The sequence below is a fragment of the Acidobacteriaceae bacterium genome (assembly GCA_035944135.1).
Classification (GTDB): domain Bacteria; phylum Acidobacteriota; class Terriglobia; order Terriglobales; family Acidobacteriaceae; genus Granulicella.
Genome location: DASZBM010000004.1, coordinates 136,500 through 152,708 on the forward strand (window position 1 = coordinate 136,500; position 16,209 = coordinate 152,708).

Below are 16,209 nucleotides of genomic sequence, written 5' to 3' on the forward strand. Positions count from 1 at the left end.
GCATGTCCTCGCACATCTCCAACGTCCGTCCACCCTTCGATCAGGTCCTCGTCGACATCGTCGACTACGTCCGCGACCACAAAATCACCAGCTCCCTCGCCTACGAGACCGCGCGCTACTGCCTGCTCGACACCCTCGGCTGCGGCCTGCAGGCGCTCGACTTCCCCGCATGCACCAAGCTGCTCGGCCCCGTCGTTCCCGGCCTCACGATGAAGAACGGCGCACGCGTCCCCGGCACCAGCTTTGAGCTTGACCCAGTGCAGGGCGCGTTCAACATCGGCGCAATGATCCGCTGGCTGGACTTCAATGACACCTGGCTCGCCGCGGAGTGGGGCCATCCCTCAGACAACCTCGGCGGCATTCTCGCGGTCGCCGACTGGCTCACACGCAACGGCAAGCAGCTCACGATGCGCGATGTCTTGACATCGATGATTCAGGCGCACGAGATTCAGGGCTGCCTCGCACTCGAAAACTCCTTCAACAAGGTCGGCCTCGATCATGTCGTCCTCGTCAAGGTGGCCAGTACCGCCGTCGTCTCGCACATGCTCGGCCTCACACGCGAACAGATGCTCAACGCCGTCTCTCTCGCCTGGGTCGACGGCCAGTCGCTCCGCACCTACCGCCACGCGCCCAACACCGGCTCGCGCAAGAGTTGGGCCGCCGGCGACGCCACCTCACGCGCCGTGCGTCTCGCGCTCATCGCCCAGACCGGCGAGATGGGCTACCCCAGCGTCCTCACCGCAAAAACCTGGGGTTTCTACGATGTCAGCTTCCGCGGCAAGGAATTCAAGTTTCAGCGCCCGTACTCCAGTTACGTGATGGAGAACGTTCTCTTCAAAATCTCCTTCCCCGCCGAGTTTCATTCGCAGACCGCCGTTGAAGCCGCCATAACCCTGCACAAGCAACTCGCCGATCGCGGCCTCACCGCCGCCAACATCTCGCGCGTCATCATTCGCACGCACGAAGCCGCGATTCGCATCATCGACAAGCAGGGCCCGCTCGCCAATCCGGCCGACCGCGACCACTGCATCCAGTACATGGTCGCTGTCCCGTTGATCTTCGGCCGCCTCACCGCTGAGGACTACGAAGACAACATCGCGGCCGACCCGCGGATCGACGAACTACGCGCCAAAATCATCTGCGCCGAAGACCCGCAGTTCACCGCCGACTACCACGATCCCGAGAAGCGCTCCATCGCCAACGCGCTCACCATCGAGCTCACCGACGGCACCGTCCTCCCCGAAGTCGTTGTCGAATATCCCATCGGCCACAAGCGCCGCCGCGCCGAGGGCATCCCGCTCCTGCTCGAAAAATTCCGCACCAACCTCGCACGCCGCTTCGACGCCGCACAGCAGCAACGCATCCTCAACGCATCCTCAGATCAATCGAAACTCGAAGCGATCTCTGTCGATGACTACGTCAGCCTCTACGTCGTGTAGCCAAACGAACGCATGACCGAACGCACCTACACCACCGATACTGCAATGCTCGCCGTTGCCATCGACGAAGCGCGCACTGGTCTCGCCGAGGGCGGCATCCCCATCGGCGCCGCCATCTTCCGCGCCGACGGCACCCTCGTCAGCCGCGGCCACAACCGCCGCGTGCAACAGTCGGACCCGTCCATTCACGGTGAGACCGACGCCTTCCGCCGCGCCGGCCGCCAGCGCAGCTATCGCGATCTCATCATGGTCACTACTCTTGCACCCTGCTGGTACTGCAGCGGCCTCGTGCGCCAATTCGGTTTTGGCAAACTCATCGTCGGCGAATCGCGCACCTTCCAGGGCGGCATCGACTGGCTGCGCGAGCTCGGCATCGAGGTCGTCGACCTCAACTCGCAGGAGTGCTTCGATCTGCTCAACGGCTTCATCACCGCGCATCCTGAGATCTGGAACGAAGACATCGGCGTCGATTAGCGAGTCGCACACGCTATCCTGACTGCAATCGCCCGCTTCCAATTTTCCTGCCAGGAGACCAGCCGACCAATGCGCAGCCGACTGGAACGCTACTTCCATTTCGCGGAGCACGCCACCGACTGGCGCACCGAGATCCTCGCCGGCCTCACGACGTTCATCACGATGGCGTACATCATCTTTGTGAACCCGTCGATCCTCGCCGAGACGGGAATGCCCATCGCCGCAGTCACCATCGCCACCTGTCTCTGCGCTGCCTTCGGCTCCATCGTCATGGGCGCGCTTGCGAACTATCCACTCGCCCTCGCGCCGGGCATGGGTCTCAATGCGTACTTCACCTACACCGTAGTCAAGGGAATGGGCGTGCCCTGGCAGACGGCACTCGGCGCAGTCTTCCTCTCCGGCGTCATCTTCCTTCTGCTCACATTCGGCGGTATCCGCCAGCGCCTTCTCGCGGCCATTCCGTATCAGCTCCATGCCGCCGTCGCCGGCGGCATCGGTCTTTTCATCGCGCTCATCGGCCTGCGCAACGCAGGCATCATCATCCCCAGCACGGCGACGATGGTCACTCTCGGCAACCTGCACGCGCCCACCACGCTGCTCGCTATCTTCGGCATCCTGCTGATCGCGGTGCTGCAGGCGTTTCGTGTTCGCGCCGCGATGCTCATTGGTGTCCTCGGCACCATGCTCGTCGGCATCGCTTGCCGCCAGGTGCATTGGCAGCCGATGAGCTTCTCGCCGCTCGCACTGCGTGATACAGCGTTTCATCTCGACATTCGCGGCGCGCTGCATCTCAACGCGCTGGAGATCATCTTCGTCTTTCTCTTCGTCGATCTCTTCGACAACATCGGCACGCTGGTCGCCGTCACCGAGCGCGCCGGCCTCATCGCGGAGGACCACACGATTCCACGGCTCGACCGCATCTTCTTCGCTGACGCCAGCTCGACTGTTATTGGCTCGCTCGCCGGCACGTCTACCGTGACCAGCTACGTGGAGAGCGCATCCGGCGTCGCGGTCGGTGGACGCACCGGCGTGACCGCGATCGTTACCGGCCTGCTCTTTCTGATTGCCATCTTCGTTGCGCCCCTCGTCGGCGCCATTCCTACCTTTGCGACCGCACCGGCGCTGATCCTCGTCGGCGCGCTCATGGTCGCCAGCGCGTCCCGAATCGATTGGGACGAGCCGCGCGTTGCTGTTCCCGCGTTCCTCACCATTCTCACCATCCCGCTCACGTACTCCATTGCCACAGGACTTTCGTTCGGTATCATCAGCTTTGCCACGATCGAACTCGCGACCGGCCGCGGCCGCCGCCAGCACTGGATGCTCTATCTGCTGGCCGTGCTCTTCCTGTTGCGCTTTATCTATCTGCACAGCACCTAGCACCTTGAACCTGAGACCTGAAACCCGCATCTGAAATCGCATCGGAACCCGAAGGAGATAAGTTATGGATCGCAGCGCATCGGCAGTGTGGCACGGCGGACTGAAGGACGGAAAAGGCACAATCAGCACCCAGAGCGGGACCCTCAAGGACACGCAGTACAGCTTTAGCACGCGGTTTGAGAACGGCGTCGGCACCAACCCCGAGGAGCTGATTGCTGCGGCGCATGCGGGCTGCTTCACCATGGCGCTTAGTGGCCAGCTCACCAGCGTGGACCACGCGCCCGAGTCGCTGGACACGACTGCTGTCGTCACCATGGAGAAGACCGAAGACGGTCCGACGGTCACGAAGATTCACCTCACGACGCGTGCGCGTGTGCCGAACCTCGAGAAGGACAAGTTCGACGAGCTCGCCAAGAAAGCCAAGGAAGGCTGTCCGATCTCCCGCCTGCTGAAGGCGGCAGAGATTACGCTCGATGCGCAGCTGGTGTGAACAGTGTAGAGGGTAGAGGATAGAGAGTAGAGAAAAGCACAAGCGCTCCTCGCGGAGCGCTCTCTCTTTCTACTCTCTACCCTCTACCCTCTATCCTCTACCCTCTATCCTCTACCGTCCGCTTCAATGCGCGTGGCTATGCGCATGCCCGTGATGCGAGTGGCCATCGATCACGTCAGGGGCAGGCGGCTGGCTGCAGCCGTCTACGGTCGGGCAGTCCGTGATCTCGATCTGGATGGTCGTGTGGTGGATGCCGAAGTGGTCTCGAAGCTGATGGTTTAGCCGTTCGAGCACCGACTCGCACTCAGTCAGGGGCATCTCGACGACCTGTACGTGACTGGCGAGAGCGTGCGACTGCGCGGTCAGGCTCCAGACGTGCAGATCGTGCACGCCAACCACGCCCTCGACGGATTGCATCGCGGAGCGGATTTCGTTCAGGTCGACCGAGCGCGGTGTTCCTTCAAGCAGGATGTGCAGCGTCTCATGCACGATCGACCACGAGCTCCAGAGAATCATCGCCGCGATGAGCAGCGAGAGTAGCGGATCGATCCACTGCAAACCGGTCAGGTGAATCACGAAACCGCCGACGATGACCGCGGCGGTTGAGATGGTATCGCCGAGCATATGCAGGAAGACGCTGCGGATGTTTACGTCGCGCGAGAACTTCCAGAGCAGCCCGGCGATCAGTCCATTCATCACCACGCCGGCTGCGGCGACGATCATCATCAGCTTTGGCTCAACCTGGATTGGAACAGCGAAGCGATGAATTGCCGCAATCGCAAGCCACACTGACAGAACGATCAGGGTGAGGGCGTTCACAAATCCCGCGAGCACGCCGGCGCGCTGGTAGCCGAAGGTGCGCTGGTCGGTGGCCGGCCGGGTTTGCAGGTAGACGGCGAAAAAGCTTAGCCCGAGCGCGAGGAAATCGGAGACGTTGTGCCCGGCCTCGGACAGCAGCGCGAGGGAGTGGGCACGGAGGCCGAAGATGAAGGTTGCGAGGATGTAGAGGAACGTGAGCGCGAGCGACAGCTTGAGGATGCCTTGCATCGCGGCGTTCGGCTGGCCGTGGCTATGCACAGTTCCATTGTATCGAGAGGCCATAGCATCTGGCGTTTCCGCGGTGGCATCCTAAGTGCCTGATATGAAGGTCCATCAGATCTCTGCCTTTGGCCATCAATTCACTCGACTGGGCTTGTTTAACTGCTACCTCGTTCGCGAGAGCGATAGCTTTACGTTGATCGATACGACGATGAGCGGTGGGGCGCGACGGATTGTCGATGCGGCTCACAGGATTGCGATGGAGCCGATAGCGAGGCTGCTGCTGACACACGCGCATGGGGACCACATCGGGTCGCTGGATGCGCTGGCAGCGGCACTGGGGAGCACCCAGGCGAGCGAACTCGCCGGGGACCCCGCGGGACAGGCACAGGTGGCCATTGGGGCGCGCGAGGCAAGGCTGCTGCCGAAGAAGCCGGCGCAGGACCGGTCGCTGGATCCGGATGAGCCGCGGTGCCCGGTGAAGGGCGGTTTTCCGGGCGCGGACACGCGGCCAACGCATCTTTTGAGCGATGGCGAGTTATATGGCTCGCTGCGGGTGGTGGCGACGCCGGGGCATACGCCGGGACACATGAGCTACTTCGACGAGCGAGACGGGACGCTGTACGCGGGCGATGCACTGGTGACCGTCGGGGGCGAAGTTCACGTCAGCGGCTTCGGGCCGTGGTACTTTCCGCTCCCGGCGATGGCGACCTGGCACCGGCCGACGGCGCTGGCCAGCGCGCGAAAGCTGCTGGAGCTGCCGATCCGAAGGTATGCAGCGGGACACGGGCGCATAGTTGAGGGCGGGCCGGAGCTGCTTCAGGATGCGGTGAGGCGGGCGGAAGGGCGGTAGGTACCCCCCCTCCCCCTGAAATTGCGCAAAATCTTCACAACATTGCACTTAGGTCCGGACCTTGTTTTGCAAAGTATTGATTCTATTGGGTTGGGAAGTTAACAGGGGTTCGCGCTTATGGTTATGGCCAGGTTCGAGGTGCTGCAATTAAGTTTTCGTCTTTATTTTGAATAAGTTGTCGCTCCGGTGGGATGGCAGGGTTCTGAGGGGCGCGTAGAATGCCGCGCAGGCGGGGACGAGGCTATGCGCCGGTTGCTGAGATTGGTCTGCGTCGTGGCGGCGGGTGTCATTTGCATCGAGTTCCCGGTACGGGCGCAGCAGAAGGCCGCGCCGGCGGCGAAGACTGATGCCCAGATGGGCGGGTTTTCAGGGCCGATCAAGGTCGTCATGACCACGAGAGAGATGAGTGGGGGCGAATGGCGTCAGCCGGACGGACCGGGTCTGGTGCTGCCGGCGGGCTGCGACTATTGCGAGTTTGCTCCAGACGGAAGCTTTACAAAGGCAGGCCAGTTCCAAGGTGGGAACTTCCGGGGCACTCTGACGTCGTATGACCGGGACGCGAAAGGCCGGATTGTTCGTCAGCGGGATGTCGATGCGGAGACGGCCGCGTTGATGCGCGAGGTTGTGTTCGGTCCGTTCGGAAAGACGGAAGAGACGCATTACCGGAATGGGAAGGTGGATTACAGGATGCAAATCTGGTACGACGCGAACGGACGCGAGACGGACTTTGAAAGCTGGGATGGGAAAGAAGTGGAGCTCGGGCGAAGCCATACGGTGTATGGGAAAGGCAAGGACTGGATAGAGCGAGACTCATGGGGCAAGGGGGTGCTGGAGGCGCGGCAGACCTGGAACGCTGAGACGAAGGTAGAGACGTTTACCACGTTCGATGAGGCGGGGGCTGTCAAGCTCGCGTGGACGATCAAGGATAAGAAGATTGTCGAGTTCCGTGAGAATTCGCCGTCGCCAAATCAATATGGGGACAGCTGGTTCGACCCAGACGATCCGAACAATCAATCGAAGACGGTATGCCAAAGCGATGGGAAATGCGAACACTTCGTTATTCACTACGAGTATCTGGATTCTGCGCGGTGGAATGCGACCAGCGTGGAGTGGAGAGATTCCGCGGGGAAGGTGCTGTACGGCGCGTATTACGAGTACGAGATGGATGCGCACGGGAACTGGACGCACCGCAAGGTGTTTGTGACGGGGCCGGAGCAGGCGGAGCGGAAGCTGTATGAGGAGGATGCTCGGACGGTGGTGTATTGGGAGAGGTGAGGCGGGCTAGACCTCGTTCGAAATCAGATGTACATCACGCCGTTTCAAAATGACGCTCGGCGCCGACGGAGCATCCTGCATACCTCAGGGGCTGAAGCCCCGACTCAATTGGGACGCTCTGCGGCACGGCTGAAGCCGTGCCCCGACAAGACAGGGACGAGCCGGACAGTAGGAATCTAAGCGCCGGGCAGTTTTCTCGCGCGTCTTAACGCGCGATAGCCCACCCTTTCACGAGGAGGCCATGAAAGGATGGGCCACCCGGAGCTTGGGATACCCCACCCTGTCGCGATGAAGCGCGTCGAGGGTGGGGCGCTGGGGATCCTGGGCCACGCGGATGGGTGGTTATTTGGTCGAGGGTTTGGTGGCGGAGGGTTTGGAGGTAGCTGCGGGTTTTTCTGTTGAAGCGGGCTTCGCTGGTTCGGTGGGGGCGACGTAGGGCGGGGGCGGTTGGACGCCTTCGGCGCGGAGGGCGTCGTCGATTTCGCCGAAGAGGAAGTCTACGGGGACGGCGCCGTCGATCTTGTCGCCGTTGATGAAGAGGGTGGGGGTGGAGTCGATGTTGAGGGACTCGCCGAGCTTGCGGGAGGCTTCGATGGGCGCGGTGTCCTGCTTCGTGAGGCAGGCCTCGAGCTTGGGCATGTCGGCCTTCTGGAACTTGCCCTGCTCTTTGGTGAGGCTGTCGAGCTGCTGCTGAGCGCGGGGGAGGGTCTTTTCTGCCTTGGGGTCCTTGGGGTCGGCGCCGATGTCCGAGGCGTGGGCGTGGATGTAGTCGACGAGGTTCCAGTAGCCGGTGGCGGACTGGGCGCCGAGGCAGTTTACGTCGACGGCGGCGCGCATGGCCCAGGGGTGCTGATCGAGCGGGAAGTCCTTGTAGACGATGCGGACCTTGTCGCCGTAGCGCTGGGTGAGGGCGGGGAAGATGCTCTCGTGGAGGCGCGCGCAGAAGGGGCACTCGAGGTCGTCGAAGCCAACGATGATGACGGGCGCGGAGGCCGGGCCGCCGCGGGCGGGTCGGCCGTCGGAGGCGATCATGGTGCGCGGATCGGCAGCGAGGTCGAATTTCGAGAACTGCGCGAGCGTCTTGCCGTCTTTGGAGAGCAGGAAATTGACGGGGTGCGAGGTCTTGTCCTCGGCCGAGAAGCTGACGGCGATGTTGTCGTAGCCGGGGATGTCCGAAGGCGTGCGCGGGCCGATGTGAACGCTGGAGCCGGGGGGAAGGTTGGCTTTCTGGCGGAGGAGAATCTCGACTCGGTGCTGCTCGGCCGGGCTCAGCTGCTTGCCCGTTTGCGGGGGCATCTGGACCGGGATTTGGGCGTGGCAACCGGCGGTGGCGAGGGTCAGGGCGAGAAGTGTGGCGGCGAGGGAAGAAGGCAGAAAACGCACAGTTTCATTATCGCAGAGCGGATGAGGCGAGTTGTCAGGCGGCGCATCGCTTGGGCAAAGTGAGCGATCGCCATGCTCTCGACATTTGCGGTTCAACAGGGCTTCGGTCGGCGGGCGCGTGGGAGCCGATAACATCGAAGTGAGGATTTAACTTGAGGACAGATTCAAAGCTTCTGCGTTCATCAGCCTGCGCGGCAATATTCTGCATAGCCGGGCTGTTCGGCCCCAACCTAAGTGCCCAGCACCAATCCCACCTGGTGGAGGGGAAGACCTACTGCAATCCGTTGAATCTTGACTACACCTACAAGATCACGGAGTCCGACAAAGATATTTCGTATCGGTCAGGTGCAGACCCGGCGGTAGTGGAGTTTCGCGGCGGCTACTACATGTTTGTGACGCGGTCGCTGGGTTACTGGTACTCCGATGACCTGACGCGATGGAGTTTCATCAAGCCGCAACGGTGGTACTTCCAGGGATCGAACGCGCCGGCCGCGCAGAACTATCGGGATCAACTGCTTTATGTGACCGGTGATCCGTCCGGGACGATGAGCCTGCTGTACACCGATGATCCGAAGAAGGGCGACTGGCAGGCGGTGCCAGCGCTGCTACACAATTTGCAGGACCCGGATTTCTACATGGACGATGATGGCCGGGCGTATATGTTCTGGGGCTCGTCGAACCGCTTGCCGATACGCGGCGAGGAGCTTGATCCGAAGCATCGTTTTTTGCCCATGAGCGGACCGGTTGAACTGTTCCACAAGGATGAGGCGAAGCACGGATGGGAGCGATTCGGTGAGAACCACGACGATCCCAAACGCGGCGGATTTATTGAGGGATCGTGGCTCACGAAACACGACGGAAAATACTACATGCAGTACGCTGCGCCGGGAACGGAATGGAACACCTACGGCGATGGTGTGTATGTCGGTAGTTCGCCGCTGGGACCATACACCTACGCGCCGAACAATCCGATCTCTTACAAGCCGGGTGGATTCATAAACGGTGCGGGGCACGGCAGCACGGTCGCTGGTCCGGGTGGGCAGTACTGGCACTTTGCGACGATGGCGATTGCGGTGAACTACAAGTACGAGCGGCGTATCGGCATGTTTCCAACGTTCTTCGATCGTGACGGCGTGATGTACGCGGATACTGCGTTCGGCGACTATCCGCACTACGCGCCGAGTTCGCCGGCGAAGAAGGGAGGCTTCACCGGGTGGATGCTGCTCTCGTACAAGAAGCCTGTGACCGCATCATCCCACCTTGGCGACTTCACGCCTGACAAGGTGACGGACGAGCAGGTGAAGACATTCTGGGTGGCATCGGACAACGGACCGGGTCAGTGGCTCCAGATCGACCTTGAGACGGTGGGAACGATTCGCGCGTTTCAGATCAACTATCACGACTACAAGTCGGATCTTTACGGACGTCCGCCGGGGATGTATGAGCAGTATGTCGTGGAGTCGTCGATGGACGGCGAGAGATGGACCGTCATCCACGATCGCAGCAAGGACAAGCTGGACACGCCGAACGATTATGTGGAGTTGCCGAAGGCAGTTGAAGGGCGTTACGTGCGCTTCAAGAGCCTTCACGTGCCGACACCGAACCTTGCGATCTCGGAGTTCCGGATCTTCGGAAACGTTGCGGGCAGCGCGCCGGCTGCGGTTTCGGGCGTGGCGGCTGATCGGGAGAGTGACCGGCGCAATGTTCTGGTGAAGTGGGACTCGCAGCCGGGCAGCCAGGGGTACAACGTGCGTTGGGGTATCGCTCCTGACAAGCTCTACTCGTCGTGGATGGTGTACGGCCACAACTCGGTTTCGATTCGCGCTCTCAACGTAGACCAGAAGTACTACTTCACGGTTGAAGCCTTCGATGTGCACGGGGTGGGGCCGCAGTCGGGAGTTATCGAGGCGCCCTGACAGCTGGGGATGGCCGGCTCCGGTCGATTCACAGATGAGGGGAAAAAAGAGGCAGACCACGTGGGTCTGCCTCGGTGGACGAACTTCAGTGGAGGACTACTTCACATTTCCATTCAGGCCGGCGGGGAAGAATCCGCCCTTGCCCGAGCCGCCGGCGTAGACGATTGCGAGGACTTGTGGGGCAGTGCGGGCGAAGACCATGGAGCCGGCGGTGTTGCCGGAAGTTGCGGCGTTGATTGAGCCGGTGGTTGTGGCGTTCACGATGGCGGAGGCCGTGACGTTGGAGCTGCCGTTGAGCATGACCTGTTGCGTGCCGAGGCCGATGTCATCGCCGTCGGTGTTCTTGGACGAGATCAGGTTGGAGCCGTCGACTGTGGCGCGGAGTTTGGAGATGGCGGCGGCGACGGCGGTTGCGGTGCCGGCGGGGCCGAGGGTTGTAGTGGATTGGTCGAGGCCGTAGATCACGGTGCGCACGAGACCGGCGTGGTAGGCCTCGACGCCCTGAATGCCAGCGGCAGCATCGAGGTTGCTGCTGGAGGTGAGCAGAGGAGCGGCGCCGGTGTAGGCCGTCACGCCGACGTCCTCGAAGATGTAAGAGCCGAGAAGGAAGTGGATGTCGTCGGCGAAGGGATCAAAGGATGTGAGCCCGAGGCCAAGCAGACCTGCGAGAGTGTTGAAGCTGTTGTAGAGGTCGATCGCGGGTTGGGCAACGGCGGCAGATCCGAGGGCGCCGCGCAAAAACTTCACGTGGTTGCGTTCCTCGGTGGCGATCTCCTGTGCGTAGCTTTGCACGAGAGTGTTGGCGAAGGGCACCTTGCAGGAGGCTACGCCGCTGGGTTTAACGGTTACGGTGCCTTGCGTACCGGTGCCGTTGATGCCGAGGCCCATCTGATCGATGGTCTGCCCGCTGGAGGCGAGAGTGTAGAACTCGGCTTCGAGGTACTCGAGGTTGAGGGCGAAGTTGAGGTAGTCCGCGTCGGTCAGTGTGGTTGACTGTGCCTTCGCCATGGACGTGAACGCGAGTCCGGCAAGCGCCGCTCCGCCCATTGTGAGAATCCGCCGCCTGCTGCTTGCGATTACTTCATCCAGTTGCTGTGTCTCTATAGTTGCCATTTCTCCCCCTCGCTAAGCCTGTGTGACGCTAATGTTTCCGTTCAATCCGCTGGGGAAGAACGTTCCGCCCTTGACGCCCGCGCCGCCGCCGGTGCCATAGACGATGTGCAGCACCTGGTCGGTCGTGCGCTCGAAGCCGATGGAGTTGGTTGCGTCCGCGGCAGTGATGCTGGTGGCGCTGAGGGTGGTTTCGTTGCCGCCGCCAAGCTGGGCGCGGACACCCTCGACTGCGTTTGCCGTGGTGATGGCGGAGGCACCGGCGAGGACAATCTGCGAGCGGATGGACGCGGCGTGGTAGGCCTCGACGGCGTGAATCTCAGCCGCGGCGGTAAGGTTGGTTTTGCTGGTGAGGAGCTTGGCTGCGCCGTGGTACGCCGTGACACCGACGTCCTCGAAGATGAACGCGCCAATCAGAAAGTTGCTGTAGCTGGCGAAGGGATTGAAGCTCGCTCCGAGGCCGGCGGCGCTGGCCAGTGCGTTGAAGCTGGCGGTGAGATCGATGGCGGGAGCGCTGACGGCCGAGCTGCCGAGAGCATTGCGAAGGAAGCGCACATGGTCGAGCTCGTTCTGCGCGATCTCGTTGACGTACTGGGTCTGGAGGCTGGACATGCCGGGAACCTGGCTGCCGCCGGTGGTCTTGCTGGTGGAGTTGCCGGTGTCAGAGGAGCCGAGGCCGGTGCCGGTGGCGGCGCGGAGATAGAATTCCGCCTCGAGATACTCGAGGTTGAGGGCAAAGTTCAGATAGTCGGCGTCCTTGTAGGTGGCCGTTCCTCCGGTACCACCCGAGCTCGAACCGTCGTCTCCGCATCCAGCTATCAGCGTAGTTGTTGCCGCTGTTGCTACGGCCGCGACGCAAAATCCTCGCCGCGACAGGCCTTTTCCCGCAAGTTCTCTGATTCCCAGCTTCACGTTGATCGTCTCCGGGGGCATTTGTGAGCGACGCCCTGCATGTGTACGCGTCCAAGGCCGGAGTGGATTGATAGGAGCTGCAGAACGCAAAGAATCTTCGCAGGGCGTGAAAATATTTTCCGGCTTTTGTGGGGGCGGTCACCGTGAAAATGTGTGATCGCAGGCAACCCCGGGCTGGAATCGAAAACCTGCGGGAAGGCATTGGCGACCGAATGGCGCGGGGGAACGCGATGAAAGTGGTGGTGAATTTTCCCTGGTACTTATGATTTGCGTGGGTGGGAATTGTGAGAGTAGGGAGGAATGTAAGTTATTTTTTCGGGAAAATGCTTGCGTTTTTCTGTCCAGTGGTGCACATTAACTTCTGCGTAGGAGTTAGTCCGATGACATTGCATCCATACATAACGATGCGTAGGTCGCAAGAAGAGGTCAATCTCTTCGGCGATCGCCGGACTGCACTCGCCTCCTGGTCGTAAATCAGTTCGGACCAACCTACGCAAAGTAGTCCGAAAAATTTAACTAGTTATCAGGATGGCGAAGAAGGCAGTTACTTCGACTGTTAATCGACTCCTTACGGCACTGTCTTCGTTCATTCCTCCTGATAGCTCTCCTGTCAGTGGCGCATTGAATGGCTACTTCTCTGGCAGATCCGCAAGGATCGGGTTCGAATCCCGTCTGCCATTCAGAACTATTCCCTGACAGGAATGCGCTTCCTGCGCAAACGCGAAACTGCGTTTGCACGGGATGTCCAGTGGTGAAAGAGACGAGTTACTTCTGCCTTGACACGGACGCAGGACTAGAAACCTGCACTCATCTCGAGCGTTCCCTGGATTACGCATTTGCTGAAAACAAATTGGCCGGTGGCGCAGAGAACAGTTACTTCGCCTCATAAGCGGGTGGACGCAGGTTCGAATCCTGCCATGGAAGTAATTCCATGTAGCTCAGTGGAAGAGCACCTTGTCTGTTCTCGACTTATTCCCCGGCCAACTAACTTAGCCAGCGCTGCTGGTTAGAAAGGCGAAGCCTGCCATGGGCAAGCTACCGATAAAGAACGGAACCCCGGTGGGCTCCGTGTCACTGTGCAGAACCTGCACGAGCGCACAGATCATGACAGGCTTCAGGGAGTCGGAGCTGATCACGATCTGCGACAACGTTCGTCCCAACCTGGTCGTGCCGTTCAATGTGTATGAATGCACCGGCTATTACGACAAGAACAGGCCCAGCTGGGACGAGATGAAGAAGCTGGCGATCCATGTTGAACCTCACTCTACGTTGAAACCTGTCGGGTTCAAGACCGGTGTTGGATTCACGCAGGCAACGTCGGTTCGAGTCGGCGCGGACGACGAAGACGAGCTCGATGACTAATTGAAGATTCGCCGGTGGCGCAGACGACGGTTACTTCATCGGGTAATCCCCGATCACCAAAAAAGCACGTGTTGTCTGCCTGCTGCCGTATCCCGTTGTCGTTTATTCCCCGGCGATTCAACTTCGCGAGTGACTCGGAGTTACCAACTCGCGGAATTTGCAGCAACAGCACTTACAGAAGGAGGTGCGCGATGAAGCTGAACATTTTGAAGTTTGCCCATCTCGCTCGGCCACGCACCCACGAGGGTGCGCCGGCTGTGGCCATTACCCCGGAGCAGGCGCTGCGGCGCTCTGTGCTCGCGTGCATGCTGTGGGAGGACGAGTTTTACGAGAGCGGCGTCACCATCGCCGCGCGGATCCGCGAGCTTGTACCGAAGGTCGAGCCGGCGCGGGTCGCTGCGCTGGCGACCGAGGCGCGGACCTTGATGAAGCTGCGTCACGCTCCGTTGCTGCTTGTGCGCGAGATGGCGCGTCATGCCACTCACCGTGCGTTGGTTGCGCAGACGCTTGCGTCTGTGATCCAGCGTGCCGATGAGCTCTCGGAGTTCGTCGCCATCTACTGGGCCGATGGGCGTACGCCGCTCTCCGCACAGGTGAAGAAGGGCCTGGCGGCAGCGTTCACGCGGTTCGACGAGTACGCGCTCGCGAAGTACGACCGGGCAGCGGCGGTGCGTCTGCGTGACGTGCTGTTTCTCTCGCACGCGAAGCCTGTGGATGCAGCGCAGGCAGCGCTGTGGAAGCGGCTGATCGCGGGTGAGCTCGCGACTCCGGATACGTGGGAGGTCGCGCTGTCGACTGGCGGCAAGGAGGCCGACAAGCGTGCAACGTGGGAGCGTCTGCTCGGTGAGCGCAAGCTCGGGGCGCTGGCTTTGCTGCGCAACCTTCGCAACATGAAGGAGGCGCAGGTTGACGAGCGGCTTGTTGTCGAGGGACTCGCTGCGATGAAGACGGATCGCGTCCTTCCGTTCCGCTTCCTGGCTGCTACGCGGCATGCGCCGCAGTGGGAGGAGGCACTGGAGGCTGCAATGTTCCGGGCTGTCGCGGGCCGCGAGAAGCTGGCCGGACACACCGTCCTGTTGGTCGACGTGTCCGGGTCGATGGTCGCGCCGCTGTCACGGCGGTCGGAGATGCTGCGCACGGATGCGGCCTATGGACTGGCGATCCTGCTTCGCGAGACTGCAGAGAAGGTGAGCGTTTACACCTTCTCGAACGACGCGAAGCTGGTGCCACCGCGGCGTGGTTTCGCTCTACGTGATGCGATGGAGGCCAGCCAGCCGCACTCGGGTACGTACCTGGGTAAGGCACTGGATGCGGTCGAGGGATCGTATGACCGCATCGTTGTGGTTACCGACGAGCAGGCGCACGACCGGGTCGCTGCACCGCGCGGACGGGGCTACGTGGTGAACGTGGCCAGCGCACGCAACGGCGTGGGGTACGGACCGTGGACGCACATCGACGGCTGGAGCGAGGCCGTCATTGACTACATCCGCGAGGCAGAGCGCGCGGGTTAACCATTGCATGCTGGCAGGCGCTTGTCTGGGCCTGCCGCATGCAGCTGTATTGATGGACTGGCTTACGAAAGCATTCGGCTACGAGGGCCAGACGCGGGTGGCGGTTCCGGCGAGGAGTTGCCGGTGCTCGGCTTTGGAGAGGAATGGAAGGTGGTCGCGATAGAGAGCGACGCGGCGGTCGTAGCTGAGGAGCTCTGGTTTGATGGGCCAGTCGGTTCCCCACATGAGGCGGTTGGTGCCGAAGGAGTCGCGCAGACGAGCGATCATGGCGAGCACGTCGGGGTAGGGATAGGGGAGTTTGGAGAGAGACCACGGGTGGGAGACTTTGAGGTAGAGGTTTGGATAACGGGCTAGTGAGCGCAGGAGTTCGAAGCCTTGTGCGTCGTCGACGGGGCAGTCGGCCATGTGATCGATGACGGTAGTGAGCGCGGGGAATTTGTCGAGTAAGGGAACGATGTCGGGGAGACGGCCGACGGGCAAAAGCAAGGTCATGGGGACCTTGAGGTCTTCGCAGCGCTTCCAGAGAGGCGGCATGAGTGGGTCGCGGATCCAGTCTCCGGTGGCATTGGCGGCCGGGCTGAGGCGAACGCCGCGGCAGCCCTGGTCGGTCCAGTAAGAGAGATGGTCGGGTGCGGCTGGGTCCTGCGGGTCGACGCGGCAGACTGCGGCGAATTTTTCCGGATGCGCGCGCAGCGTGGCGACGAGGAAGCGGTTGTCCCACTTGTAGTGAATGACCTGGATGAGCACGGTCCTGGAGATGTTGTTGGAGCGCATTTTTGCGAGAAGCGAGGAGGGTGAGGCGTCGACGTTGGGTGGGACGTTTGCGCCGGGGGAGAACGGGAAACGGGGGTTAGTTTCCCAAACGTGGACGTGGGAATCGACAAGGTAGTAGGGCAGCGGCGCGGCGGATAACGCGTTGGGCGCGCATGCGGCTGCGACTGCCGATGCGAGGAAGTCTCTGCGGTTCATGCGCGTCTCGTTTCCGTGCCGCCAGTATAGGGTCGGGACGAATGTGTTCGGTGTGCAGCCGGGATTACTATTTTCCGTCTATAGCTGTATGCGGTAACTC

Annotated in this window: 14 protein-coding genes; 9 read left to right on the plus strand and 5 right to left on the minus strand. The window is 61.4% G+C overall.

The annotated features are described in order from the left end of the window. Nucleotides 1-2: 2 nt before the first annotated feature. The 4 genes from VGU25_10660 to VGU25_10675 all read left to right on the plus strand — a co-directional run bounded on the left by VGU25_10660 (nucleotide 3) and on the right by VGU25_10675 (nucleotide 3,780). Nucleotides 3-1,439 (plus strand): bifunctional 2-methylcitrate dehydratase/aconitate hydratase, encoded by a 1,437-nt coding sequence (locus tag VGU25_10660; protein HEV2577661.1) that lies wholly within the window; start codon nucleotides 3-5, stop codon nucleotides 1,437-1,439. A gap of 12 nt (nucleotides 1,440-1,451) precedes the next feature. Then, nucleotides 1,452-1,913: a nucleoside deaminase gene (locus tag VGU25_10665; protein ID HEV2577662.1), complete on the plus strand. Its 462-nt coding sequence runs from the start codon at nucleotides 1,452-1,454 to the stop codon at nucleotides 1,911-1,913. 69 nt (nucleotides 1,914-1,982) lie between these two features. Continuing rightward, nucleotides 1,983-3,290: an NCS2 family permease gene (locus VGU25_10670; GenBank protein ID HEV2577663.1), complete on the plus strand. Its 1,308-nt coding sequence runs from the start codon at nucleotides 1,983-1,985 to the stop codon at nucleotides 3,288-3,290. A 64-nt stretch (nucleotides 3,291-3,354) separates the two neighbouring features. Then, nucleotides 3,355-3,780, plus strand: a complete 426-nt coding sequence (locus VGU25_10675; protein HEV2577664.1) for an OsmC family protein — start codon at nucleotides 3,355-3,357, stop codon at nucleotides 3,778-3,780. Nucleotides 3,781-3,903: 123 nt separating this feature from the next. Here VGU25_10675 and VGU25_10680 read toward each other — a convergent pair whose 3' ends face one another. Beyond that, a complete protein-coding gene (locus tag VGU25_10680; protein HEV2577665.1) occupies nucleotides 3,904-4,881 on the minus strand; it encodes a cation diffusion facilitator family transporter in 978 nt (325 codons plus the stop codon). A gap of 40 nt (nucleotides 4,882-4,921) precedes the next feature. On the opposite strand from VGU25_10680, the gene VGU25_10685 reads away from it, so the two are divergent. Continuing rightward, entirely contained in the window at nucleotides 4,922-5,671 is a 750-nt protein-coding gene (locus tag VGU25_10685; protein ID HEV2577666.1) for an MBL fold metallo-hydrolase, read from the plus strand. Between the two features lie 243 nt (nucleotides 5,672-5,914). After that, nucleotides 5,915-6,946 (plus strand): hypothetical protein, encoded by a 1,032-nt coding sequence (locus VGU25_10690; GenBank protein HEV2577667.1) that lies wholly within the window; start codon nucleotides 5,915-5,917, stop codon nucleotides 6,944-6,946. A 342-nt stretch (nucleotides 6,947-7,288) separates the two neighbouring features. Here VGU25_10690 and VGU25_10695 read toward each other — a convergent pair whose 3' ends face one another. Beyond that, nucleotides 7,289-8,329, minus strand: coding sequence for a thioredoxin domain-containing protein (locus tag VGU25_10695; GenBank protein ID HEV2577668.1), 1,041 nt, complete (start codon nucleotides 8,327-8,329; stop codon nucleotides 7,289-7,291). Nucleotides 8,330-8,481: 152 nt separating this feature from the next. On the opposite strand from VGU25_10695, the gene VGU25_10700 reads away from it, so the two are divergent. Next, nucleotides 8,482-10,245, plus strand: coding sequence for a family 43 glycosylhydrolase (locus VGU25_10700; protein HEV2577669.1), 1,764 nt, complete (start codon nucleotides 8,482-8,484; stop codon nucleotides 10,243-10,245). A gap of 96 nt (nucleotides 10,246-10,341) precedes the next feature. Here VGU25_10700 and VGU25_10705 read toward each other — a convergent pair whose 3' ends face one another. Together VGU25_10705 and VGU25_10710 are read right to left on the minus strand one after the other, a co-directional pair. Then, complete coding sequence (locus VGU25_10705) at nucleotides 10,342-11,358, minus strand: ferritin-like domain-containing protein (GenBank protein HEV2577670.1); 1,017 nt, start codon at nucleotides 11,356-11,358, stop codon at nucleotides 10,342-10,344. A 12-nt stretch (nucleotides 11,359-11,370) separates the two neighbouring features. Beyond that, nucleotides 11,371-12,267, minus strand: a complete 897-nt coding sequence (locus VGU25_10710; GenBank protein ID HEV2577671.1) for a ferritin-like domain-containing protein — start codon at nucleotides 12,265-12,267, stop codon at nucleotides 11,371-11,373. A gap of 1,104 nt (nucleotides 12,268-13,371) precedes the next feature. On the opposite strand from VGU25_10710, the gene VGU25_10715 reads away from it, so the two are divergent. Both VGU25_10715 and VGU25_10720 read left to right on the plus strand, forming a co-directional pair. After that, on the plus strand, nucleotides 13,372-13,629 hold the full coding sequence (locus tag VGU25_10715) for a hypothetical protein (GenBank protein ID HEV2577672.1): 258 nt from the start codon (nucleotides 13,372-13,374) through the stop codon (nucleotides 13,627-13,629). 191 nt (nucleotides 13,630-13,820) lie between these two features. After that, nucleotides 13,821-15,140 (plus strand): TROVE domain-containing protein, encoded by a 1,320-nt coding sequence (locus tag VGU25_10720; protein HEV2577673.1) that lies wholly within the window; start codon nucleotides 13,821-13,823, stop codon nucleotides 15,138-15,140. A gap of 78 nt (nucleotides 15,141-15,218) precedes the next feature. Here VGU25_10720 and VGU25_10725 read toward each other — a convergent pair whose 3' ends face one another. Then, complete coding sequence (locus VGU25_10725; GenBank protein HEV2577674.1) at nucleotides 15,219-16,109, minus strand: amidohydrolase family protein; 891 nt, start codon at nucleotides 16,107-16,109, stop codon at nucleotides 15,219-15,221. Nucleotides 16,110-16,209 lie beyond the last annotated feature (100 nt).

Coding starts and splice junctions, on each gene's coding strand:
- VGU25_10660 (HEV2577661.1), top strand. CDS start 3: ATGTCCTCGCACATCTCCAACGTCCGTCCACCCTTCGATCAGGTCCTC.
- VGU25_10665 (HEV2577662.1), top strand. CDS start 1,452: ATGACCGAACGCACCTACACCACCGATACTGCAATGCTCGCCGTTGCC.
- VGU25_10670 (HEV2577663.1), top strand. CDS start 1,983: ATGCGCAGCCGACTGGAACGCTACTTCCATTTCGCGGAGCACGCCACC.
- VGU25_10675 (HEV2577664.1), top strand. CDS start 3,355: ATGGATCGCAGCGCATCGGCAGTGTGGCACGGCGGACTGAAGGACGGA.
- VGU25_10680 (HEV2577665.1), bottom strand. CDS start 4,881: ATGGCCTCTCGATACAATGGAACTGTGCATAGCCACGGCCAGCCGAAC.
- VGU25_10685 (HEV2577666.1), top strand. CDS start 4,922: ATGAAGGTCCATCAGATCTCTGCCTTTGGCCATCAATTCACTCGACTG.
- VGU25_10690 (HEV2577667.1), top strand. CDS start 5,915: ATGCGCCGGTTGCTGAGATTGGTCTGCGTCGTGGCGGCGGGTGTCATT.
- VGU25_10705 (HEV2577670.1), bottom strand. CDS start 11,358: ATGGCAACTATAGAGACACAGCAACTGGATGAAGTAATCGCAAGCAGC.
- VGU25_10715 (HEV2577672.1), top strand. CDS start 13,372: ATGACAGGCTTCAGGGAGTCGGAGCTGATCACGATCTGCGACAACGTT.
- VGU25_10720 (HEV2577673.1), top strand. CDS start 13,821: ATGAAGCTGAACATTTTGAAGTTTGCCCATCTCGCTCGGCCACGCACC.
- VGU25_10725 (HEV2577674.1), bottom strand. CDS start 16,109: ATGAACCGCAGAGACTTCCTCGCATCGGCAGTCGCAGCCGCATGCGCG.